Raw genomic sequence first — 22,591 nt, 5'->3', positions numbered from 1 at the left:
GGCTAATAAGCCAACAAACGTCGTTAATTTAGTCTAATTGAAGACGGTAACTCATACTCCTATCAACTTTGGCGTTTTTTTGGTAATTTACGGGCAAATTTCCGGTACAAGAGAACGTTATGTTTTGTCCCTTCTGTTCTATCCAAGAAACCAAGGTGATTGACTCTCGCTTAGTGGCTGACGGGCACCAAGTGCGCCGCCGTCGTGAATGTACTATGTGTAAAGAGCGTTTCACTACTTTTGAAATGGCTGAATTAGTCATGCCTCGCGTGGTTAAGCGTGATGGCTCTCGTGAGCCGTTTAACGAAGATAAGCTGCGGGCTGGTTTGCAGCGTGCCCTTGAAAAACGCCCAGTGAGTACCGAGCAAGTGGAGCAGTGTATCAGTCGCCTTAAATCGGCTATGCGTGCCACAGGTGAGCGCGAGATCACTAGTGAATACTTGGGGAATTTGATTATGGATGCCCTTAAAGAGCTGGATAAAGTGGCCTATGTGCGCTTTGCCTCTGTGTATCGCTCATTCGAAGATATTCGCGAATTTGGCGAAGAAATCGCGCGTTTGGGTGACTAGCATGGCGAATGATTCATGTTTTTTCTGTGCCCTCGAGTTAAATTAATAAGGTTGTAGAGTGACGCAATTCTCTGCGCTTGACGCAAAAATGATGGCTTTGGCCATCCGTTTGGCTGAAAAAGGCCAGTACACCACTTCGCCTAATCCCAATGTGGGCTGTGTTATCACTGACGCTCAAGGCAATATTGTCGGCCAAGGCTGGCATCAAAAAGCCGGGACTCCCCATGCAGAAATTCATGCCCTTGCCCAAGCGGGTGAGCGCACCAAAGGCGCGACCGCTTATGTCACATTAGAGCCGTGCAATCATCAGGGACGCACAGGTCCATGCTCCGACGCATTATTAAAAGCGGAGGTGAAACGTGTTGTTGCCGCCATGGTTGACCCAAACCCGCTGGTGGCCGGCAGTGGTTTACAAAAACTCAGTGACGCGGGTGTACAGGTGAGCAGTGGTTTACTTGAAAGTGAAGCCAAGGCGCTTAATCGCGGTTTTATCAAACGTATGAAAACGGGCATGCCCTGGGTAACTGTTAAGTTAGCCTCAAGCTTAGACGGTAAAACGGCGTTAAATAACGGTGAAAGCCAGTGGATCACCGGGCCCTTAGCCCGTGAAGACGTGCAGCGTCATAGAGCAGCAAGCTGTGCGATATTATCTGGCTCGGGTACAGTCTTGGCAGATAACCCTTCATTGAATGTGCGTTACAGCGAATTGGGTTTTGCTAAAAATGAAGTAGCAGAAGCGAATTTACGCCAACCTGTGCGAGTTTTGCTCGATGGGCGCAACCAGATGCACCCTGATCTGCATTTATTTGCTTTATCGTCTCCCATTGTGATTATCAATAGCCAGCCAAATAGCGCTGGGTTTCCTGAGCATGTTGAGCAATATCAAGCCCAATCAAACGGTGCGCAACTTGACCTGCAAGATGTAATGAAACATCTTGGCCAGCGCGGGTTTAACCACATTTGGGTAGAGGCAGGGGCGAAGCTTGCCGGGGCACTATTACAGAATAAATTAATAGATGAATTGATTTTGTACCAAGCGCCCAAACTATTAGGGGATAAAGGCCGAGATTTATTTGCTGTAGACGAATTAACCCAAATGCAGCAAGCTTTTGAATTACAATGGCAGGATGTACGCCAAGTCGGCCCTGATTTAAAGCTGACGGCGCGCTTCACATAATTTACTACCCACGCCTAGTGACCCGTACATAACGTAGATAACTGGCGTGTTTGGTATAGGGTGTCCGTTTAACATAGCCTGTTCGTTTGAAATCAGCGGGATGTTTAAAAGCGGACTACACAGTTAATATGAGTGAAAAGACATTATGTTTACCGGAATAATTGAAGATGTGGGGCACATCGAATCTTTAACCCCAACCGGGGATGATATTCGCCTGCGTATACGGGTGAATAAATTGGATATGTCGGATGTGGCGCTAGGTGACAGTATCGCCAACAACGGTGTGTGCTTAACCGTGGTAGACATGAATTCGAGTGGTTTTAGTGCTGACGTGTCTCACGAGACCATCAAGCGCAGTGGCTTTGCGGACTATAAAGCCGGGAGCAAGGTTAACTTAGAAAAAGCCATGTTGCCTACTTCTCGCTTTGGTGGGCACATTGTCAGCGGGCATGTAGATGGTGTTGGCGAAGTGATATCCGTTAACCCTGTTGGGCGTTACGTGGAAATTTGGGTGCAAGCGCCAAAAGACTTAGCCCGTTACTTAGCGGAAAAAGGCTCCATCACAGTGGACGGTGTCAGCTTGACGGTGAATGCCGTAGACGGTGCCAAATTTTTGATTACCCTTATTCCCCACAGCCTGCAAGAAACCATTATAGGTGGCTATAAAAAAGGCACTAAAATTAATTTAGAGGTAGACGTGGTGGCTCGTTATCTTGAGCGTTTAATGCTTGGTGATAAAGCCGCAGAGTCAGGCCAGCAAAAATCAGATATCAGTATGGCGTTTCTAGCCGAGAATGGCTTTTTACGCTAGCGCCTGTTGAAGTACAGTCGTGTGCTTTTATACACATTGAGACATGCAGATAACTGCTAACCCTAAGACACAACCAAAAAGAATCACATTATTATGGCAATGAACACAACAGCAGAAATTATCGAAGACATTCGTCTAGGCAAAATGGTCATCTTAATGGATGACGAAGATCGTGAAAACGAAGGCGATTTGATTATGGCCGCCGAGTGCGTCACTCCCAAAGACATTAACTTTATGGTCACGCACGCGCGGGGTTTGGTTTGCTTGCCCATGACAGCTGAGCGGTGTAAGCGTTTGAATTTACCCTTGATGGTAGATAACAATGGTGCGCAATTCTCGACTAACTTCACCGTATCAATCGAAGCGCGTGAAGGGGTGACCACAGGTATTTCTGCCGCAGATCGAGCGCGTACTATTTTGGCAGCGGTTGCCACGGATGCCACGGCCAATGATATTGTGCAGCCAGGGCATATATTCCCCCTTATCGCTAAAGAGGGTGGGGTATTAAACCGTGCGGGACATACCGAAGCAGGGGTGGATTTACCGCGTTTAGCTGGCTTAGAGCCTGCTTCTGTAATCGTTGAAATACTTAATGAAGACGGCACCATGGCCCGCGGCCCAGAGTTGCAAGAGTTCGCGAAAAAACATGGCCTTAAAATTGGTACCATTGCCGATTTGATTGAGTATCGTAATTTAAATGAAACCACCATCGAACAAGTGGCAAAGTGCAAACTGCCAACAGAGTACGGTGAATTTGATTTGGTCACCTTCAAAGATTCAATTGATAACCAAGTGCACTTTGCGCTGAGCAAAGGTGATATCAACCCGAGTGAACCCACACTGGTGCGCGTGCATTTGCACAATACGCTAAGTGATTTACTTGGTTCAGAGCGTGCTATCGAGCGCAGCATGAACTTACCGCAAGCGCTAAAACGTATCGCCGCTGAAGGTGGAGTGTTGGTGTTACTGGGTAAAGACGAAGACCTATTGACGCAAGTAAAACAGTTTGAAGCTGAAGACAACGGCGAGAAACCGGTCGGCGCTGCATGGACTGGCACCTCGCGCACTGTAGGGGTAGGCAGCCAAATACTTGCTAGCCTCGGCGTGAAGAAAATGCGTTTGCTAAGCCGACCTAAGAAGTACCACGCGTTATCTGGTTATGGTTTAGAAGTGGTTGAGTACGTAGATTAGCTAAACAGTTAATCGCAAACTCTAAAAACGCCTGCTTGCCAGGCGTTTTTTGTTTTTACACGTTTTTCATCAGTTGATGAGCGCTATTCGCTTAAACGTCTCCCCGAACTTTGATTTCGTCCTGATCTACAAAATGCTTCACCATAGATAATGACTATTTTATAAACAGCGCATTAAGCTGTTTGGGATCATATAGTGCTGTGCTATTATACGCGCCATTTTTTATAGTTAGGGCTAATTAGGCATGAATATCATTGAAGGCAATATTCGCGCAACAGGCAAAAAATTTGCGTTGGTTGTGTCACGTTTCAACAGTTTTGTTGTTGAGAGTTTGGTTGAAGGCGCATTAGATACGCTTGAGCGTCACGGTGAAGTAAACAACCAAGATATCACTTTGGTTCGCGTTCCCGGTGCATACGAGCTGCCTATCGCGGCTAAAAAGCTTGCGGAAAAAGGTACCTTTGATGGGATCATCGCGTTAGGTGCAGTTATTCGCGGTGGTACGCCACACTTTGAGTTTGTAGCTGGTGAATGCAACAAGGGATTAGCTCAAGTATCACTTGAATTTGGTATTCCTGTTTCATTCGGCGTTATCACCACTGACAGTATTGAGCAAGCCATAGAGCGCTCTGGTACAAAAGCGGGTAATAAAGGTGCTGAAGCTGCTCTAGGGGCGCTTGAAATGGTTAATGTTATGGCCAATATCGAAGGGGCAGAGTAGGTGAAACCAGCAGCCCGTCGTAAAGCCAGAGAGCTTGCGGTTCAAGCCGTCTACTCTTGGCAGATGTCAAAAAATCCACTTGATCAAGTAGAGCTCAGTATTGTCACTAGCAATAATATGCAAGACGTAGATACCGAGTACTTTCTTGAATTACTTCGCGCAGTCGTGCGTAAAACCGCAGAGTTAGACGCCAAAATAAAGCCTTACTTAGGTCGTTTGCCAGAAGAGCTTGATCCTGTCGAAAATGCCATTTTACGATTGGCGACATACGAACTTGTTGAGCGTGTTGATGTCCCATACAAAGTCGTGATTAATGAAGCGATTGAGTTAGCTAAGTCGTTCGGCGCTGAAGAGAGCCATAAGTTCGTCAATGGTGTGCTAGACAAAGCAATTAAGACCCTTCGCAAACACGAATTGTCATAAGATATCGTTATATTTTAGGGAGTGACACAGGCTGTGTATTCCCTTTAATCTCAGAGTTTTAAAATAAGAATGTGAAAGAATTTTCGTTAATTGATACCTATTTTCGCGATGTAAGTTTTCAGCGCAAGGATGTACTGCTAGGCATAGGCGATGATTGTGCCATTACCCAAATTCCTACTGGTCAGGCCCTTGCTACGACGACAGATACACTCGTCAGCGGCGTACACTTTTTACCAGATGCCGACCCTAGAGCCATTGCACAAAAAGCCATTGCGGTAAACTTAAGCGACTTAGCTGCTATGGGGGCTGAGCCCGCTTGGCTAAGTTTATCGCTGTCTTTGCCAGATGTTGATGAAAAGTGGCTCGAAGCGTTTTCGGAAGGCTTCAAAGAGTTGACTGAGTATTACTCAATCCAGCTTATTGGTGGTGATACGGTGCAAGGTCCACTGGCTATTACTATCACGGCTCAAGGTTTCGTGGCCGCTGATCAAGCGTTAAAGCGCTCAGGGGCGAAGCCGGGTGATTTTGTGTATGTGACCGGTTCGTTAGGTGATGCTGGCCTAGGACTAGATATACTGCTTAATCAAGCACAAGTTACGAACTCAGAACACTCCACATACTTACTAAATCGGTTACATTATCCGTCACCTAGGGTCTTTGCGGGTACAAGTCTACGCCGCGTAGCGAGTGCTTGTATTGATATATCTGATGGTTTACTGGCTGACATTAAGCATATTTTACATGCTTCTCAGTGTGGCGTGTGTTTGCAACTTGATAAGCTGCCGTTATCTCCTGCCATGCTAGAGTCAGTTGAGCGAGATACTGCGTTTCATTACGCGTTAAGCTCAGGTGATGACTACGAATTACTTTTCACCGTAAGTGAAGAGCAAAAAAGCAGTGTTGAGCGCGTTTTAGCAAGCAGTAACGTACCTGCTACCTGTATAGGCCAGATCAATGGTGCAGTGGGTAAAGTTGACTTAAAGTTCAATGATGAAAGCTACGCTTACAGTAAAACGGGCTTCGAGCACTTCAGTCATAATGAGGTCAGCAGCCAACACAATAATACTAAGCGGGCATAATGGATCGGCATATTCGAAAGCGGGTATCGCTGGCTAATCCCATCCACTTTTTAGCGTTAGGCTTTGGCAGCGGTTTAGCACCTAAAGCGCCTGGTACATTCGGTACGATCGCGGCGATACCATTAGTCTATTTGCTTGGGTATAGCACTTCGCTAACAGGCTATTTGTTGGTCACTTTGGTTGCGTCAGTAATCGGTATCTGGCTATGCGGTAAAACCGCCCAGGATATGATGGTGCATGATGATTCATCTATCGTCTGGGATGAAATAGCCGGTTTGCTAATTACGATGATCGCTGTCCCATTGAGTTGGCAAACTGTGTTGTTGGGCTTTGCTCTCTTTCGCATTTTTGACATCTTAAAACCGTGGCCGATTAGCTATTTAGATGCCAGAGTGCATGGCGGCTTTGGCATTATGATTGACGATATTCTGGCCGGCTTATTTGCACTGGTAATTATGCATATCACGCTTTATTTGGGCTGGCTGTAGCGCCTTTAAGTATCGTCACTTGTGCGCAAGCTTATGCGTAGAAAAACCTAGCATGTGCATTTGAATAGGTGCGTTGGTGCGTTCTCTTCTGTGTTAATAAATTAGTCGACAAGGAACATTATGAAAATTTGGGTCGATGCGGATGCATGTCCAGTATTAGTAAAACAAATCTTATTTAAGGCTGCACAGCGCACTCAGGTTGAAATGACCTTGGTTGCTAATCAACATATTCCTGTTCCCCCTGATAAAAATATTACTAGTATTCAAGTACAAAGTGGTTTTGATGTGGCCGATGACTATATCGTTGAACAATGTGTTGCGAACGATTTAGTGATCACAGCCGATATACCGTTAGCCGCAGAAGTTATCGCTAAGGGGGCGCATGCGCTTAATCCGCGGGGTGAGCTATACACCAAAGAAAGCATTGGTAGCATCTTAAATATTCGTGATTTTATGGATACCATGCGTAGCAGCGGTGTTCAAACGGGTGGGCCAAGCGCTTATGGCAACAAAGAAAAGCAAGCGTTTGCCAATCACCTAGATAGATTATTGGCTCAGCGTTAAGTGTTCTTTTTGCAGTTAGAAAAAGGCGCGCCGTTTAATCAATAAACGGCTCATGTGTACTGGGCCGTTATTGATTAAAAAATGCCTGTGCTTTAGCAACGATACCCGCGTCATCCATGCCTATTTCGGCGTACATTTCTGTTTGCGTACCTTGCATTATAAACTCATCTGGTAAGCCTATTTGCAGTAATCGACTCGTATGCACGGTACTTAGCAAGTATTCTGCTACTGCACCACCTGCTCCACCTGTGATAGCGCCATCTTCAAGGGTAATGATCAACTCGTGATCTTTGGCAACGCTGGCAACTGCCTCAGTATCTAGCGGTTTCACGAAGCGCATATCAATCACAGTCGCATTGAGCACCTCTGCGGCTTTTTCTGCGTACGGCAGCAGCACACCAAAATTCAAAATAGCAATTTTTTCGCCTTGGCGAATAGTGCGACTTTTCCCTATTTCTAGCGCTTGCATAGCGGTATTAGGTGTCACACCTGTGCCTGAACCTCTGGGGTATCTCACCGCAGCGGGTTTATTCAAGGTGTGGCCTGTATAAAGCATTTGGCGACATTCGTTTTCATCCGCAGGGGTCATGATCACCATATTAGGAATACAGCGTAAAAATGGAATATCAAATGCACCTTGATGGGTCGGGCCATCGGCGCCGACAACACCGGCTCTGTCGATGGCGAACAGCACAGGCAGTTCTTGCAAGGCTACGTCATGAATAACCTGATCGTATGCGCGTTGCAAAAAGGTAGAATAAATAGCAACTACGGCGTTTTGCCCTTCTTTGGCAAGGCCTGCGGCAAATGTTACAGCGTGCTGTTCGGCGATTGCCACGTCAAAATACTGCTCAGGGAACTTTTGTGAAAATGCCACCATGCCTGATCCCTCACGCATAGCTGGTGTGACAGCCATAAGTTTGGGGTCTTGCTCTGCCATATCGCACAACCAACGACCAAATATGTTTGAAAACGTTGGATCGCTTGGCGCAGCTTTAGGTAGTCCGTCGGCAGACGGGTTGAACTTAGGTACGGCGTGAAACTTAATCGGATCCTTTTCTGCTAGTTCGTAGCCTTTGCCTTTCTTGGTAACGACGTGGAGAATTTGCGCACCTTTTATATTACGCATGTTTTTAAGCGTATCGACCACGCCATTCACATCGTGGCCATCAATTGGACCAATGTAATTAAAGCCTAATTCTTCAAAGATGGTGCCGGGTACGACCATGCCTTTGATGTGCTCTTCTGCACGACTGGCGAATTCCTTGATTGGAGGTACGCTGCTAAGCAGCTTTTTACCGCCATCGCGAATAGAGTTAAAGAAATTACCTGTCAGCAAACGAGCGAGGTGGCTATTTAATGCCCCTACGTTCTCTGAAATTGACATCTCGTTATCGTTCAAAATAACCAGCATGTCTTTATCTATGTCACCGCCATGGTTTAGGGCTTCAAAAGCCATACCTGCGGTCATTGCGCCATCACCGATAACCGCAACCACCTTTCTACCCAAGGCTTCTTTTTCGGCTGCCACCGCCATGCCTACAGCGGCACTTATAGAGGTAGATGAATGACCAACGGCAAAGGTATCGTACTCACTTTCATTAGGCCAAGGGAAAGGGTGCAAGCCGTTTTTCTGACGGATTGTTGGCATACGGTCACGTCTGCCAGTTAATATTTTATGGGGGTAGGCTTGATGGCCCACATCCCAAATAAGCCGGTCAAATGGGGTGTTGTACACATAATGTAGGGCAACGGTTAGCTCAACTGTGCCTAACCCAGAGGCAAAATGACCACTACTTTGGCTTACGCTAGTGAGTAAATATTGACGTAATTCTTTCGCGACTTGCTTTAGTTTGTCTTGAGGAAGCTCGCGCAATTGCTCGGGCGTGTCCGCTAAAGCTAACAGCGGGTAGTGGGCTAAATCCAGGGTCATGAGGTACGTTTCTACTATTATTATATGATGATGTATCGTTCGTAATTAGTGATTACGATGAATGACGAAATCGGTAAATGATTTCAACACCTGCGTATTGTAAGGTAAAGCAGTCAAAGCTTGAAGTGCTTCTTGATGAAGTTGGGCAAGATAAGCCTGCGCGCCTTCCAGACCAAGCAATGCAGGGTAGGTACTTTTATTTTGCTCTTGATCCGAACCTTGGGGTTTCCCAAGCGTTTTTGAGTCACCAACTACATCTAAAATATCATCTTGCACTTGAAACGCTAAGCCAATGGTGGATGCATATTGCTGCAATAGCATTTTACTTTCATCGCTAACTGACGGACACAACACGGATGCCATCGTTACCGCTGCAGTGATAAGCGCACCGGTTTTTTTACTGTGTAATAATTCCAATTGTGCTTGAGAAATCAGTTTGTTCGTGGACTCTAAATCAATTCCTTGGCCACCACACATGCCGTCGTAACCAGACGCTTGACTCAAAATACGCACCAACTCTATACGTTGCACATTGGCAAAATCTGACAATGGATAATTAACGATAATGTCAAAAGCCAATGTTTGCAGAGCATCACCGGCTAAAATAGCATTGGCTTCATCAAACTGAATGTGACACGTGGGGTGTCCGCGGCGTAAATCGTCGTCGTCCATCGCAGGTAAGTCATCATGCACCAAGGAATAAGCATGAATACACTCCAGCGCTAGGGCGGGGGCATCAAGATCAGATTGTTCTCCCCCTAAGGCTTCGCCGACAGCATAAACCAAAAAAGGTCGCATGCGTTTTCCACCCATTAACAAGGCATACTGCATGGCACTTTTTAATCGAGGTGCGTGTTCATCAAGAGTATTTATCTGCGCTTGTAACAAAGCGTCAACGCGCTGGTGAACACGTTTTTGTAGGATGTCGAATGTCATTTGTCTTGGGTATTGGCGGGGTCGAAATCAGCCAGCTGTGCTTGCTCGTCTTGACCCATTAAAATCTGAACTTTTTGTTCGGCTTGTTTGAGCTTGTTTTGGCTGTGACGAGCTAATTGGACACCTCGTTCAAAACGACTTAACGCATCTTCTAAACTTAGCTCACCTTCTTCCATTTGATTGACTATGCTATCGAGCTCTTGCATTGATTCTTCAAAGCTTAAGTTTTCGGTTTTTTTACGACTGGTCATAGTAATTGCTTCTTTATATTTCTGCTCTTTTGCGAGTTGAGCGCACCTTACCTGAGGGCTAAATAGTGGTCAAACCTTTTTCATAGCGCCGCACGCTAACCTGGTACGGATTGTCTCTTGATTGCCTACTTATCACAAGAACAGTGGGGTAGTTTGTATTTGATTAGATAGGAATTATCGCTAAGTACTATAGAATATTTAAACTTTGTCGATAAAATGATTAGCCAAGTCAACAACCTAAAATGCATATTTTGGTATTTCGTTGGATATCATCAGGCCGCTTTTAGTGCTGGGCCATTTTTGTTTCGCGTAACACACTTTTTTGATGGGAGTACAATGTGGATTTAGCAACCCTTATAGGCATGATTGGCGCAATCGGGTTTGTGATCATGGCGATGGTTCTGGGCGGTGATTTAGGCATGTTTTTTAACGTGCCTTCAATATTGATCGTCGTCTGCGGTAGTTTGTTCGTTGTGTTATCCCAATTCACCCTCGGACAATTTTTTGGTGCGGGCAAAGTGGCTGGCAAAGCCTTCATGTTTAAAATTGAATCGCCTGAATCTCAAATCGAAAAAATCGTTGAAATGGCCGATGCTGCTCGCAAAGGCGGTTTTTTAGCCTTAGAAGAAGCACAGATCGAAAACGAGTTTATGCAAAAGGGGGTCGATATGCTGGTCGACGGTCACGATGTGGATGTGGTACGTGCGACGTTGGCTAAAGATATTTCAATGACCACAGAGCGCCACGATTTTGGGGCAACTATTTTTAAAAGCATGGGGGATGTCGCACCAGCCATGGGAATGATTGGTACACTCATTGGTTTGGTTGCCATGTTGTCAAACATGGATGACCCAAAGTCTATAGGGCCAGCAATGGCGGTTGCCCTATTAACCACACTTTACGGGGCTGTTTTAGCTAACGTGATATGTTTACCTATTGCTGAGAAATTAGGTAACAGAGCGGTGGAAGAGAAATTAAATCAGAGCCTGATTCTCGATGGCATTATCGGCATAGCCGATGGCCAGAACCCTCGTGTTATTGAAGGTATTTTGAAAAATTATCTGGCAGCCAGCAAGCGTGGCACTGCCACGGAAGATGCGTAACTGATGGACGACGAATGCCCAAAATGCCCCCCTCCAGGGCTACCTGCGTGGATGGGGACATTCGCTGATTTAATGTCACTGTTGATGTGCTTTTTTGTTTTGTTGTTGTCATTCTCAGAAATGGACGTGCTCAAATTTAAACAAATTGCCGGCTCAATGAAGTTTGCCTTTGGTGTGCAAAATAAAATTGAAGTAAAAGACATTCCTAAAGGCACCAGCGTGATCGCGATGGAGTTTAGGCCGGGTCGACCTGATCCTACACCCATTGAAACCATTCAGCAGCAAACCATAGAAATGACCCAGCAGATGTTAGAATTTCAAGCGGGGAATGAAGACTCCGCTGGTGGGCGCCAAAAACAACGAGGCGAGCAAAAAGGCGGTGCTGCTCAGCAAACGGCAAGCGAGCAATCCAGTGCAAAAACCGCGGCTAGCCAAGAAGAAGTGGCTAAGCAAATGAAGAAGGTGGCACAGCAACTGGAAAAAGAAATTTTAGATGGGGCGATCGAAATGGAATCGCTGGGTCAGCAATTGATCATCCGTATCCGAGAGAACGGCTCATTTTCTGCCGGTTCTGCATTTTTACAGCCACAGTTTAAGCCGATTTTACGCAAAATAGGGACCTTACTTGCTGATATGCCGGGTGATATAGAGATCTCTGGTCACAGTGACAGTTTGGTGATTTCAAATGAACTCTATCGGTCTAACTGGGACTTGTCGGCGCAGCGCGCGGTAGCCGTCGCCGAAGAGTTGCGCAAGGCACCGGGCTTTGACGAAGGACGGATGGCTGTCATTGGTAAAGCGGATACGGCTCCTTTGTTAGGTGAAGATGATGCTCAAGCGAGAAGCCGCAACCGCCGGGTCGAAATAGCGGTTAAACAAGGTAAAGCGAAAGAGTCTGAGCCTATATCCGTCGTTGAGTAATACTTGCTGAGTCGAGAATGAAATAAAAGAAAGCGGCGTCGCTTTCTTTTATTATTCTGTTTGGCTATCACACGAGGGAAGACGGGCGCTTTTATCGAAGAAGATCGAAAACTCAGCCACTGTTACCCCAAATTTTTTCATGTACGAACGATTCATCATGCGCTCGTCGTCTAAAGCGTACATCCAATCATCAATAGCAAAATCATACTCAGTGCCATCAATAGGTACTGTTAAGGTGTATTGCCAGTTAAAAGCGCTGCCTTGTGAGTGACCGGTTGCTTGGCCTACAACGTCCCCTGCGGTGCCTGTTACGCTTTGATCCGGCGCAACCTTGACGTTCCATATTCGGGTTTGGCGAGTGCCGTCGTTAAAATAAAATGATTCGTGAAGTTGGCCGTTATTCCCTTGCCATGTGGCGGTGATATCAACACAAAAACGCCGCGTAAGTTTTCCTGAATAATCTTGCACTATACCCCATGCCGTTAGCTCACCATCAAAATAGCTTTTCAAAGAGAAAGTAGGGCTTGTGTCGCGATAATCATCAATCGACGTGCTACACCCACTAACTAGAATAAGGCTTGTTGAAAATGCCAGCACTTTAAAGATAGCCATATATGCTCCTATTTTGCTCGTCCGATTAATTTATTGCGTAATTTAGGGTAGCTAGACTGGGGATCTAACCAAATACGCAAGAACTGCTTGGCAAACTCAGGGCTGTCAACACGGCCTATCTCGCTGTGATTAAAATAGAATATGCCGTTTTCAGCGTCGTCCAGTACAAATAACAGTTCGTCGTTTTCCTGAATATCCGGCCATATTGCTGCAAGTTGGGTTAACCAAGGTTGGTAGGTCGCTTTGAGCACGCCTAACTTATCCCATTCATCGGCGGTGGCTTCTATTAGCTCATCAGCCTCAATATCGCGTAAATACTGAATGTTGAGTGCGAGGCGCCGCTGGCTTTCTGGCAGAAGATCATCGCGAGAAAAGGAGCCGTCAGCACTGTAGAGAGTTGATTGATATATGTCCCAAAACAGTACAGACAACCTTGCACTGCCTACAGGTTTCAGTGTATCTATCGGCGAAGCACTTAAGAAAAAAGGGAACAACAGCGCGCACTTAATCGCCAGAGAAATAAGGGGTCTCATGGGTTAACGGCGAAGTGGGGCGCTGTATGCTGGTTTGCTCAGCACTAATTGTACGGTACTGATAGTACGTTCTAAGAACCCTCCCTCACAGTAGCTAAAATAGTATCGCCACATATTGCCAAACCGTTCGTCGTAGCCGTCTTTGGCTAGGGCATCGATATTGTCATTAAACGCTTGATGCCAATGTTGTAATGTTCTTGCGTAATCCAGACCAATGTCATGCAAATCGCGGATCATCATATTTGTGTGTTTTTTCAGATGTTGATTAATCAACAGCTGAGAGGGCAGAAAACCGCCGGGAAAGATATGCTTTTGGATAAAATCCACACTTTTGGCATAACTGTTCAAACGTTGATCGCTGATGGTGATCGCCTGCAATAACATAAGGCCATCTTTTTTGAGTCGGTTAGAGCATTGCTCGAAAAATGTGGGTAAATATTCTTTGCCTACGGCCTCAATCATTTCAATGGAGACAAGCTTGTCGTATTGCCCATCAAGTAAACGGTAGTCTTTCTTGAGTAGCGTTATCTTGTCATGTAAATTTTCTTTGGTAACCCACTGCTCAGCGAAACGATATTGTTCTTCAGAGATCGTTGTTGTCGTGACTTTACAGCCATAGTGCTTGGCGGCATAAACGGCTAGCCCACCCCAGCCAGTGCCAATTTCCAGTAAGTGATCACTCGCGTTAAGCTGTAGTTTTTCACAGATGGTTTTAAGTTTGTGTTGCTGTGCTTGATGTAAGTCTGCGTCTTGGTCAGGATAGATAGCCGAAGAGTACATCATGGTTTCATCGAGAAAACGGCTATATAACTTGTTGCCTAGGTCGTAGTGATCCGCAATATTCTTTTTGGCTTGACTAGTCGAGTTGCGTCTCGCTAGATGACTTATCTTTCTGAGCGGCAGGGCGAGCCATTCCATTTTCCCTTCCCAGCGGTCTAACATGGGCAAGTTTCGAGCGAAAATACGAATAACATTGGTCAAGTTAGGTGTTGTCCACATGCCGTCAGTGTAGGTTTCGCCTGAGGCGATACTGCCACCAAACAGTAAATGGCGGTAGGCGCGCAAATCAATAAAGTTAATTTCTGCGTGTAGGTCAGAGCCTTTCTCACCAAAAACATCTACCAGTACGCCGTTTTCTTTAATAACCATTTCGCCTTCAGGTAGGCTGGCGAATATTTTCAACATGATTTGACGGCTAACTTTGTCTTGCCATGAAAGAGACTCGACTGCTTGGAGTGTCTGTTCGCTGTTCATCATATTACTTCTTACCTTGCGTTGCGTGAGCGTAAAAAGGCACACGTTTAATAAAGAGTTTAATGGCTTGCCAGTAAATCCCGATTACTGTTCTTAGCGCCATACTGGGAATAGACATTAGTACGCGCGTAAGAGATTTTGAGTTCAGTTCAATGCGATTTAAATTTAATCCTGTATCTAAATGAGTCACATTTTTTACACATTTCAAGGTCAAGTTAAGTTTTTGATTTGGTTGCATAACCGACCATTGGTACTGCATGTCTAAGGGGTTAAATGGGGAAACATGAAATGCTTTTTGAGTATCTTGCTGGTTATTTAAATCGACTAAATAGTGGTGCCGCTGATTCCATGGGGTATTACTGACTTCTGCTAACATATGGCTGTAACTACCGTTGCTTTGGCGCAGGTAATAAAAATTGACTGGACTAAAGTACAGGCCAAAGGTACGTACTTGTCCTAGTAAATATACATCTCCACAAAGTGGGTTTTCGTTTGGGCTGCCGGCAAGCTCGTTCATACGTTTAAGCACACTTTCTTGCAGCGGCTCGCTGTTGTCACCTAGGTAATCTTGTCTTTTAAATCGCAGTGGTGCCCATCTCGAGATTGAAAAAAATCGCACGCTTTGTTCAATTTCTGCTATTTCATCTAATTTTAACCACATGAGAAATATGTCGTAGTTAAACGCATGCTTCTTGGGGAAATGGCGCGCATGAAATACGCGGCCTTGATAAATTGCGCTTTGCATTAAAAGGTTTCACCAAAATGCAGGCAAACGTCTAACGCACTTAGCACACCGTCTTCATGAAAACCGTTGTACCAATAGGCTCCACAGAAGTGCAGGCCTGCAACGCCTGATATTTCGCTACGTCGTGCTTGGGCTTTGATAGCATCATCATTGAATTGTGGATGGGCATATTGGTACACACCGAGTATAGCTTTGTCGTTTATTGACTGGCGATCATTTAAGGTGACACAAAAGGTGGTATTAGAATCGATACATTGCAGTATGTTCATATTGTAAGTTAATACCGCTGGGGATAAATGCGCGTTCTGTGCGTCAGAAATGCCGTAGTTCCAGCTGGCCCAAGCGAGTTTCCGTTTGGGTAGCACGCTTTCGTCAGTGTGCAATACGACTTCGTTTGGAATGTATCTTATTGCTCCCAAAATGTCGTTTATTGTATCTCGTTGAGGAATATCTTGATTGTCTAGCATCGCCAACGCCTGGTCACTATGGCAGGCAAATATCACCTCATCGAACACGTTACTGCCCAGCGCACTATTGACTTGGTACCCTTGCTCTGTTTTGACTACAGAGGTAACAGGTGCATTGAGTAATATCCTATTTTCAAAACCCTTGGTCAGTGGGGCAATGTATTCTCGTGAACCACCGATTAAGGTATACCACTGGGGTCTGTCAGTAATATTCAAAAGACCATGATTATTGAAAAATCGCAGAAAAAATTTAAATGGGAACGCCTTTATATCTTCGACGCTGGTAGACCAAATTGCCGCGCACATAGGTAAAATGTAATTGTAAATAAAGGCATCACTAAAGCGATGCTCAGTTAAAAAGCCAAACAAGTTTTGCTGCTTTGGTAGCGCATCTATGTTCTGTGATTTACACAACTTATTAAAGCGCAAGATATCCTTAACAATACGCCAAAATAGCGGGCGGAATATATTACGTCTTTGAGCGAACAAGCTATTGATTGTATTGCCATTATATTCAATATTTTGCGTCTCATTTTTGACACTAAAACTCATTTCTGTGGGCTGGCTTTTGACCCCTAATTTATTCATTAGCTTAATGAAGTGTGGATACGTCCAGTCGTTAAAAACAATAAAACCTGTGTCTATCGCGTAATCTCGCCCTTTGATCGTCACGTCTTTCGTTGCTGTATGGCCGCCTATGTAGTCGTTGGCTTCGAATATCGTGATATCATGGTTTTTATGGAGTAAATGGCCGCAGGTCAAACCTGAAATTCCACTGCCGACAATGGCTATTCGTTTAGACATCTTGGTTTGCTTCCTGTTATTTATTTTTCATGCGTTTGCTTAAGGCCACTTTCATCGAGTTGGGTAAGTGTGAAAGAAAGCGCAAAATAAAGCCGAATATTTTTGGAAAATATAGACTACTAGATTGGTTTTGAATGCCCTTTAAAATGCTTTCTGCTGCCTCTTTCGCCGTTATCTGCATCGGCATATCAAAGTCATTTTTATCTGTTAGCGGCGTCTCAACGAACCCAGGGGACGCGCTTTGAACAATCACCCCTCGTGGGGCCAAGTCCACTTCCATCGTTTTCGTCAGATAATGCAAAGCGGCTTTACTTGCCCCATATGCTTGGCTTTGTGTAAAGGGTAATAGTCGCGCCATGCTATCAACAATGAGTAATTGATCCCCGGCGACGAATTTTGGGAGTAGGGCGTCAATACAGTTCACGACACCAAAAAAATTGGCTTCAAATACGCGTCTGAACATCTCAGGTTCGAAATCGTCTAATTGAACGTATTCACATACGCCAGCGTTTAACACATAGATATCTGCATCAACAGAGTCTAATTTTAGTTGTGTTTGCTGTTTGTCGCTGACGTCAAACTGCTCAACAATGACATGCTCGAGAGCGCTTAGGCGGGTTAACTTTTCCGCGTTGCGTCCGCATGCGATCACTTCATAGCCATTGTCTGATGCGAGTCTTACCAGTGCTTCCCCAATTCCGGAGGTGGCACCTGTGATCAGTATTCGTTTCATGAGGCGAGTCGCTTTTTGAAAAATTGAATCACTGAGCCCAGCAAAGGAATATGCTCGTAAAGCATGCTGCCTACGTCATAATAATCTCGCTGATAGCTAACTTTGCCATCTTTTATGATTAACTGGCTGATGCCTTCAACGCTGATTTCTTTACCGCCTTTAAGTTTTGGATGGCAAAAATGCATGACCCAATTAACTACAACATTAGGATTATTATCATTCACCTGGGAGATCTCAAAACGGCATTCATCCACGTTTTCGAGTAACTGTTCGAAGTAGCGATGAACCGCCGCCAAACCATTATGCCGGGTGACAGGATCGATAAATTTGATGTCCTCGCTGTAAAGGTTTGAAAGTTCAGCGAGGGACTGAGTGTCTAATTTTTTATAGAAATTGACAAAGTGCGCAATTGCTTCCATTAAAGTGTCCGTCAAAGCGTGATTACGGGAATGTGTTTTGATTACTAATGGAAAGTGAGCATTTTAGATCACTAAGAAATAACTAAATATGAGCGATCTAAATTCTTGAGCAAGCGTATCAAGGCACATAAACCAGCAAAAATCGATATCAGTTAGAATATGATTACTTTACCTTTATTTCCTTTGTCCGCACATATTTTGCCCCATGGGCGTATGGCGTTACGGATTTTTGAGCCACGTTATGTTCGTATGGTGAAAAATGCCTGTGCGACGCAAACAGGCTTTGGGATTTGCATGCTTAACGCCAAGGGCGATAAGGAGCGAAATGAGCATATTCACGCAGTTGGTACTCACGTTAAGGTGATTGATTTTGATTTGCTTGACGACGGATTATTAGGAATTACGGTCGAGGGGGATAAGTGCTTCAATATTGAGCAGGTAGTCACAGAGCATGATGGGTTGCGAATCGGGCAATGCACTTGGTCAGAGGTTTGGCAACCAGAGGAAAAAATCGATTCAAGCCTGGTACGGCAACGATTGATGGAGATATTCAACAAGTACCCCGAAATCAAGGAGCTTTATCCGCAGCCTCTCTTTGAAGACCCTTTGTGGGTTGTGTATCGGTGGCTTGAGTTACTGCCGGTTTCTGCTGAGAAAAAGCAGCAACTCATGATCCAAAGAGACTATGTCAAAACGGTCGAATATTTGACACAATTGGTGAAATGATCTTTTTCACTATAAAGCCAGTATAAAGACTATCGATACAATACCGGTGGAAAGTGATGCTAGTCGGAATCCCTTTGGAAACAAAACATTCACACGTTGTTGCCCCTAAAGACTGTGCTGATGAAATGTCAGCCTATTTGGTGCTAGTCGGCCAATCACGTTGTCAACGATCGTTTGCCGAAGTGTTTAATTACTTTGCACCACGCCTTCGTTCTTACGCGCTCAAGCAAATGGGCAATGAAGCATTAGCGATGGAGCTGGTACAAGACACTATGTCTAATGTTTGGCAAAAGTCTCACTTGTTCAACGCTGAAAAAGGCGCGCCTTCTACATGGATTTTCACGATAGCGCGAAACATTCGTTTCGATATGTTGCGCAAGCAGCGAAATCGCAAAGAAGATATTTGCGCTGACGATTTGTGGCCTGTGCTGTGTGAACAAACCGCAGATGAAAATGAAGTGTCACTTGATGAACAAATTACCCTTCAGGAACTCGGTGTTTTATTTGAGGACTTACCGACAAAGCAGCGTGAGGTTATTGAAGCGATTTATATTGAGGGAAAATCGCAACAGGAAGTAGCCGATCAATTCGACATCCCCTTAGGAACCGTTAAATCTAGAACGCGCCTTGCTTTGCAGCGTTTGAAAGAGATGCTTAAAGACCATGATTAATTTTCACCCTAACTTAGTTCATCTTCGTGCATTTGCACAAGGGACATGCCCATCAAATTTAGCCTTGATGATTTCGGCTCATGTTGACATGTGCCCTCGCTGCCAAGCACTGGTTATGCAAGCACAAGAAGAAATTGGCAATGAAGTGTTTTCGGATGACTCGGAAGTGATTGATATGCCGCCTGACTATAACGATATGTTGCAACGTATAATGCAATCTCCTGCGATTGAGTTACCTAAAGCAAAACCCATCTCAAATATACTTGAGCTAGATGGAAAACGTTTTGAGTTGCCTAGAGCCTTGGCGCGCTATAGCGAAAAAACAGGTAACTGGTCACGCCTAGTGGGTAAGTTGTGGCAAGCCCCTGTGGATTTAGGTCAAGAAGGTCAGGCGAACTTTATTTATATGGAAAAGGGCGGGAAAGTGCCAGAACATACCCACAAGGGAACAGAATTCACATTGGTCATTGATGGCCAGTTTAGCGACGGCTTAGCGGATTACGACTGCGGCGACTTTACTATTATGGATAACACCAAGAAGCACATGCCGTTTTCTGAAGCAGATGAAGGCTGCTTAGTGTTCACCATGGTAGATAAGCCATTATATTTCACGTCTGGCTTAGCCCGCTTATTAAACCCATTCAGCCAGTTATTTTTTAAATAAACACTGGTGGCATGCTCGGTTACGCCCATAAAAAACGCGCCTATTTTGGCGCGTTTTTTATGTCTGAATTGAGTGCTGGCTTAGCTAATAAAGCTGCTGTCAGGATAATTCAATTTCAGTGTCTTCATTACGTTATTCTTCAACTCGTCAAGCTTAAGTTGGTCGTAACATTCCACCATTATTTCCAGCGCTTCTTGGACATGATCCGTATCAGGATAGTATTCAAGCACGTAACGACCACGGTTGGCTGCGGCAACATAGGCTTCACGACGCATATAAAAGCGAGCGATAGCGATTTCATATTTCGCTAAACGGCTTTTAATATGCAGCATGCGTTTTTGTGCATCGGCTGCGTACTTGCTGTCTGGGAATTTTTCAATTAATCGTCTGAAGTCTTCAAAGGCTTCACGTGATTTACTTGGATCACGATCTGAGCGGTCAATACCGACCAATTCTTGAAACAAGTTCTTGTCTGATTCCATGTTGGTTAAACCACGCATATATATGGCGTAGTCAACGTCGGCATGATTAGGATTTAAGCGTGTAAAGCGATCAATAGTCGATATTGCTTCATTTACTTTGCCTGATTTGTAGTAAGCATAAATCAAATCAAGTTGGACTTGATTGGACAAGGGACCAAAAGGGTATTTGGAGTCTAATGCGCTAAGCGTTGCGGTTGCGGCATTGAAGTTACCAATTGCCATTTTTTCTTTCGCATCTTCATACAAAGATTGAGCACTTCGATTGTTGACTACGACTTCTTCTTCATCTGGAGAGGATGAACAGCCACCTAGTGCGATGATTGTAGCGGCTAGAAAAACCTTGGGTAACGATAACTTTCTCATCATATTTGTCTTATTTGCTCTTATTTATGCTTGCGATAAGCGTTCGCCGATTCATTGCTGGCAAAAATCCGTTAGAATAGGGTTTTACCGAACCGATAACAACTGCATATTCTAACCCAGCGTCTGGGGCTATGCACATATAAATCGTCCGAAACACTACTAGGGTCTCTTTTGCATGTCTACCAGCTATGAAAAAATACAACTACAGGCCGTGGTGCCGCAAACGTTATTAGGTAAACGTTTGGATCAAGCTTTGGCTGAAATGTTCCCTGATTATTCACGATCTCGTATAAAAGATTGGATTTTGGCAGATCAAGTCTCGATAGATGGTCAGATAGTGAACAAACCAAGAGAAAAGCTACTGGGTGAAGAGTTAATTGAAATCGATGCCAGCATCGAAATACAGGAGCGCCACAGTGCGCAGGAAATCGATTTAAACATTGTCTATGAAGATGAGCATATCTTGGTAATCAATAAGCCAACAAATTTGGTGGTGCATCCTGGGGCGGGTAATGCCAATGGCACCATTTTAAATGCCTTGCTCAGTCATGTGCCTGATATAGCAAGCGTGCCGCGCGCAGGTATCGTACACCGTTTAGATAAAGATACGACCGGCTTAATGGTCGTTGCCAAAACAATACCAGCACAAACACACTTAGTCGAAAAACTACAAGCTCGCGAAATTAGTCGGGAATATGAAGCTGTGGTGTATGGTAATTTAATTGCCGGAGGCAGTGTAGATGAACCCATTGGTCGTCACCCTACTAAGCGCACCAACATGGCGGTTGTACAATCTGGAAAGCCCGCGTTAACCCATTACCGAGTTAAACATAAATACCGCGCCCACACCCATCTTCGTTTGAAACTTGAGTCTGGCCGTACCCATCAAATTCGTGTGCATATGGCGCATTTGCGCCACCCCTTGGTAGGAGATCAAGCCTACGGTGGTCGTCCACGTTTACCTAAAGCTGCTAGTGAGGTGATGATAGAAACCATTCGTGGTTTTAAACGTCAGGCTTTGCATGCGATCCAGCTTGAACTTGAACACCCTATTACAGGTGAGTGGATGTCGTTTCAGGCACCATTGCCTGATGACTTCGTTAATTTGCTCGATGTGTTAAAAGAAGACACGGCACAAAATCCAGATGATCTTGTTTAATACATGAGTAAATTGGATTTAATTCGTCCCCAATGGCCCGCACCTTTACGTGTAAAAGCGTTTTCGACCACGAGGTTAGGTGGGCACAGTCAGGCTCCCTACGACTCTTTGAACGTTGGGGAGCATGTGGGGGACTCGCAAGATACAGTGCAAGCGAATCGCAAGACGTTACCGCTTCATCAAAATATCAAGTGGCTAAATCAAGTACATGGCAACAGTTGTATTTCACTTGATAATAACAGTGCGCAAAACATGAGTTTTGATGCCAGTACGACATCAGAACCGAATCTTGTTTGTGCTGTGATGACCGCCGATTGCTTGCCCATATTACTGTGCAACAAACAAGGCAGTGAAGTGGCTGCTGTGCACGCTGGGTGGAAAGGCTTAGCTGACGGGGTGATTGAAAACAGCTGCAATCAAATGCACAGCGCTACGTCAGAATTAATAGCGTGGATTGGCCCACATATCAGCCAGAAAAATTTTGAAGTAAACGATCTTGTTTTTGCTCGTTTTCAATCTTACCCAGATTGCTTTTCGCCAGGAGTCGAACCTGGCAAATACCAAGCAAACATACAGCGTATTGCTCAAGCCAAATTATCTGCGTTGGGTATTAATCAGATTTTCAGTGCTGATATGTGTACTTATGAAAATGAACCCATGTTTTTCTCTCACCGCAGGGCTACGCATCAAGGTTTAACGCAGACTGGGCGAATGGTGACTGGTATTTATCTACAACCCTAGCCGCTGTTTGATAACTTGATCTGGCTCAAATTCTTTTACTAAAAATACCTC

General features: G+C 44.9%; 27 protein-coding genes. 16 read left to right on the top strand and 11 right to left on the bottom strand.

Annotation, left to right across the window (positions count from 1 at the left end; translation table 11 throughout):
- Window positions 1-119: 119 nt before the first annotated feature.
- The 9 genes from nrdR (at window position 120) to FX988_RS06855 (ending at window position 7,023) form a co-directional block, all read left to right on the top strand.
- On the top strand, window positions 120-569 hold the full coding sequence (nrdR, locus tag FX988_RS06895; protein WP_006992170.1) for a transcriptional regulator NrdR: 450 nt from the start codon (window positions 120-122) through the stop codon (window positions 567-569).
- A 58-nt stretch (window positions 570-627) separates the two neighbouring features.
- Window positions 628-1,746: a bifunctional diaminohydroxyphosphoribosylaminopyrimidine deaminase/5-amino-6-(5-phosphoribosylamino)uracil reductase RibD gene (gene ribD, locus FX988_RS06890; RefSeq protein WP_160178939.1), complete on the top strand. Its 1,119-nt coding sequence runs from the start codon at window positions 628-630 to the stop codon at window positions 1,744-1,746.
- A 145-nt stretch (window positions 1,747-1,891) separates the two neighbouring features.
- On the top strand, window positions 1,892-2,557 hold the full coding sequence (locus FX988_RS06885) for a riboflavin synthase (RefSeq protein WP_160178938.1): 666 nt from the start codon (window positions 1,892-1,894) through the stop codon (window positions 2,555-2,557).
- Between the two features lie 93 nt (window positions 2,558-2,650).
- The gene (gene ribBA, locus FX988_RS06880) at window positions 2,651-3,748 is read left to right on the top strand and encodes a bifunctional 3,4-dihydroxy-2-butanone-4-phosphate synthase/GTP cyclohydrolase II (RefSeq protein WP_160178937.1); all 1,098 of its coding nucleotides are present in this window, start codon (window positions 2,651-2,653) and stop codon (window positions 3,746-3,748) included.
- A gap of 244 nt (window positions 3,749-3,992) precedes the next feature.
- Window positions 3,993-4,469, top strand: coding sequence for a 6,7-dimethyl-8-ribityllumazine synthase (ribE, locus tag FX988_RS06875; RefSeq protein ID WP_160178936.1), 477 nt, complete (start codon window positions 3,993-3,995; stop codon window positions 4,467-4,469).
- A complete protein-coding gene (gene nusB / locus FX988_RS06870) occupies window positions 4,470-4,892 on the top strand; it encodes a transcription antitermination factor NusB (RefSeq protein WP_160178935.1) in 423 nt (140 codons plus the stop codon).
- A 71-nt stretch (window positions 4,893-4,963) separates the two neighbouring features.
- Window positions 4,964-5,971, top strand: a complete 1,008-nt coding sequence (gene thiL / locus FX988_RS06865) for a thiamine-phosphate kinase (RefSeq protein ID WP_160178934.1) — start codon at window positions 4,964-4,966, stop codon at window positions 5,969-5,971.
- The gene (locus FX988_RS06860; RefSeq protein ID WP_160178933.1) at window positions 5,971-6,459 is read left to right on the top strand and encodes a phosphatidylglycerophosphatase A; all 489 of its coding nucleotides are present in this window, start codon (window positions 5,971-5,973) and stop codon (window positions 6,457-6,459) included. The genes thiL and FX988_RS06860 overlap by 1 nt, the downstream gene beginning before the upstream one ends.
- Before the next feature lie 120 nt (window positions 6,460-6,579).
- Window positions 6,580-7,023, top strand: coding sequence for a YaiI/YqxD family protein (locus FX988_RS06855; RefSeq protein WP_160178932.1), 444 nt, complete (start codon window positions 6,580-6,582; stop codon window positions 7,021-7,023).
- Window positions 7,024-7,090: 67 nt separating this feature from the next.
- Here the strand turns inward: FX988_RS06855 and dxs are convergent, their stop codons facing one another.
- Genes dxs through xseB form a run of 3 tightly spaced genes read right to left on the bottom strand, consistent with a single transcriptional unit; the run spans window position 7,091 to window position 10,143 of the window.
- On the bottom strand, window positions 7,091-8,956 hold the full coding sequence (gene dxs / locus FX988_RS06850) for a 1-deoxy-D-xylulose-5-phosphate synthase (RefSeq protein WP_160178931.1): 1,866 nt from the start codon (window positions 8,954-8,956) through the stop codon (window positions 7,091-7,093).
- 45 nt (window positions 8,957-9,001) lie between these two features.
- On the bottom strand, window positions 9,002-9,892 hold the full coding sequence (gene ispA, locus FX988_RS06845) for a (2E,6E)-farnesyl diphosphate synthase (protein WP_160178930.1): 891 nt from the start codon (window positions 9,890-9,892) through the stop codon (window positions 9,002-9,004).
- A complete protein-coding gene (gene xseB, locus FX988_RS06840) occupies window positions 9,889-10,143 on the bottom strand; it encodes an exodeoxyribonuclease VII small subunit (protein ID WP_160178929.1) in 255 nt (84 codons plus the stop codon). The genes ispA and xseB overlap by 4 nt, the downstream gene beginning before the upstream one ends.
- A gap of 338 nt (window positions 10,144-10,481) precedes the next feature.
- Here xseB and pomA point away from each other — a divergent pair, with 338 nt between their 5' ends.
- Both pomA and FX988_RS06830 read left to right on the top strand, forming a co-directional pair.
- Window positions 10,482-11,246: a flagellar motor protein PomA gene (gene pomA, locus FX988_RS06835; protein WP_160178928.1), complete on the top strand. Its 765-nt coding sequence runs from the start codon at window positions 10,482-10,484 to the stop codon at window positions 11,244-11,246.
- A gap of 3 nt (window positions 11,247-11,249) precedes the next feature.
- Window positions 11,250-12,167: a flagellar motor protein MotB gene (locus FX988_RS06830; RefSeq protein WP_160178927.1), complete on the top strand. Its 918-nt coding sequence runs from the start codon at window positions 11,250-11,252 to the stop codon at window positions 12,165-12,167.
- Window positions 12,168-12,218: 51 nt separating this feature from the next.
- Here the strand turns inward: FX988_RS06830 and FX988_RS06825 are convergent, their stop codons facing one another.
- From FX988_RS06825 to FX988_RS06795, 7 genes are read right to left on the bottom strand one after another with little or no spacing between them, the layout of a single operon-like run.
- Window positions 12,219-12,779 carry a DUF3833 domain-containing protein gene (locus FX988_RS06825; RefSeq protein ID WP_160178926.1) on the bottom strand — a complete coding sequence of 187 codons (561 nt, stop codon included), beginning with the start codon at window positions 12,777-12,779 and terminating at the stop codon, window positions 12,219-12,221.
- Window positions 12,780-12,787: 8 nt separating this feature from the next.
- Window positions 12,788-13,312 carry a chalcone isomerase family protein gene (locus FX988_RS06820; RefSeq protein ID WP_160178925.1) on the bottom strand — a complete coding sequence of 175 codons (525 nt, stop codon included), beginning with the start codon at window positions 13,310-13,312 and terminating at the stop codon, window positions 12,788-12,790.
- A gap of 3 nt (window positions 13,313-13,315) precedes the next feature.
- The gene (locus FX988_RS06815) at window positions 13,316-14,569 is read right to left on the bottom strand and encodes an SAM-dependent methyltransferase (protein ID WP_160178924.1); all 1,254 of its coding nucleotides are present in this window, start codon (window positions 14,567-14,569) and stop codon (window positions 13,316-13,318) included.
- A gap of 1 nt (window position 14,570) precedes the next feature.
- Entirely contained in the window at window positions 14,571-15,311 is a 741-nt protein-coding gene (locus tag FX988_RS06810; RefSeq protein WP_160178923.1) for a DUF1365 domain-containing protein, read from the bottom strand.
- Window positions 15,311-16,582, bottom strand: coding sequence for an NAD(P)/FAD-dependent oxidoreductase (locus tag FX988_RS06805; RefSeq protein ID WP_160178922.1), 1,272 nt, complete (start codon window positions 16,580-16,582; stop codon window positions 15,311-15,313). The genes FX988_RS06810 and FX988_RS06805 overlap by 1 nt, the downstream gene beginning before the upstream one ends.
- Before the next feature lie 16 nt (window positions 16,583-16,598).
- On the bottom strand, window positions 16,599-17,315 hold the full coding sequence (locus FX988_RS06800; RefSeq protein WP_160178921.1) for an SDR family NAD(P)-dependent oxidoreductase: 717 nt from the start codon (window positions 17,313-17,315) through the stop codon (window positions 16,599-16,601).
- Window positions 17,312-17,734, bottom strand: a complete 423-nt coding sequence (locus tag FX988_RS06795; RefSeq protein WP_160178920.1) for a nuclear transport factor 2 family protein — start codon at window positions 17,732-17,734, stop codon at window positions 17,312-17,314. The genes FX988_RS06800 and FX988_RS06795 overlap by 4 nt, the downstream gene beginning before the upstream one ends.
- Before the next feature lie 159 nt (window positions 17,735-17,893).
- Here FX988_RS06795 and FX988_RS06790 point away from each other — a divergent pair, with 159 nt between their 5' ends.
- The 3 genes from FX988_RS06790 to FX988_RS06780 are packed head-to-tail and all read left to right on the top strand — an operon-like array spanning window position 17,894 to window position 19,795.
- Window positions 17,894-18,460, top strand: coding sequence for an LON peptidase substrate-binding domain-containing protein (locus FX988_RS06790; RefSeq protein ID WP_160178919.1), 567 nt, complete (start codon window positions 17,894-17,896; stop codon window positions 18,458-18,460).
- Between the two features lie 56 nt (window positions 18,461-18,516).
- Window positions 18,517-19,131: a sigma-70 family RNA polymerase sigma factor gene (locus tag FX988_RS06785; RefSeq protein ID WP_160178918.1), complete on the top strand. Its 615-nt coding sequence runs from the start codon at window positions 18,517-18,519 to the stop codon at window positions 19,129-19,131.
- Entirely contained in the window at window positions 19,124-19,795 is a 672-nt protein-coding gene (locus FX988_RS06780) for a ChrR family anti-sigma-E factor (RefSeq protein ID WP_160178917.1), read from the top strand. Before FX988_RS06785 ends, FX988_RS06780 begins: the two co-directional genes overlap by 8 nt.
- Before the next feature lie 80 nt (window positions 19,796-19,875).
- Here the strand turns inward: FX988_RS06780 and FX988_RS06775 are convergent, their stop codons facing one another.
- Complete coding sequence (locus FX988_RS06775) at window positions 19,876-20,640, bottom strand: outer membrane protein assembly factor BamD (protein WP_160182120.1); 765 nt, start codon at window positions 20,638-20,640, stop codon at window positions 19,876-19,878.
- Between the two features lie 175 nt (window positions 20,641-20,815).
- Here FX988_RS06775 and rluD point away from each other — a divergent pair, with 175 nt between their 5' ends.
- Both rluD and pgeF read left to right on the top strand, forming a co-directional pair.
- Entirely contained in the window at window positions 20,816-21,799 is a 984-nt protein-coding gene (rluD, locus tag FX988_RS06770) for a 23S rRNA pseudouridine(1911/1915/1917) synthase RluD (RefSeq protein WP_013754324.1), read from the top strand.
- Between the two features lie 3 nt (window positions 21,800-21,802).
- Window positions 21,803-22,540 (top strand): peptidoglycan editing factor PgeF, encoded by a 738-nt coding sequence (pgeF, locus tag FX988_RS06765; protein ID WP_160178916.1) that lies wholly within the window; start codon window positions 21,803-21,805, stop codon window positions 22,538-22,540.
- Window positions 22,541-22,591: the final 51 nt, after the last annotated feature.

It is taken from the genome of Paraglaciecola mesophila, from assembly GCF_009906955.1.
Lineage (GTDB): Bacteria > Pseudomonadota > Gammaproteobacteria > Enterobacterales > Alteromonadaceae > Paraglaciecola > Paraglaciecola mesophila_A.
The sequence above is the reverse complement of the archived record's forward strand: the minus strand, read 5'-3'. Positions and strand labels throughout refer to the sequence as shown.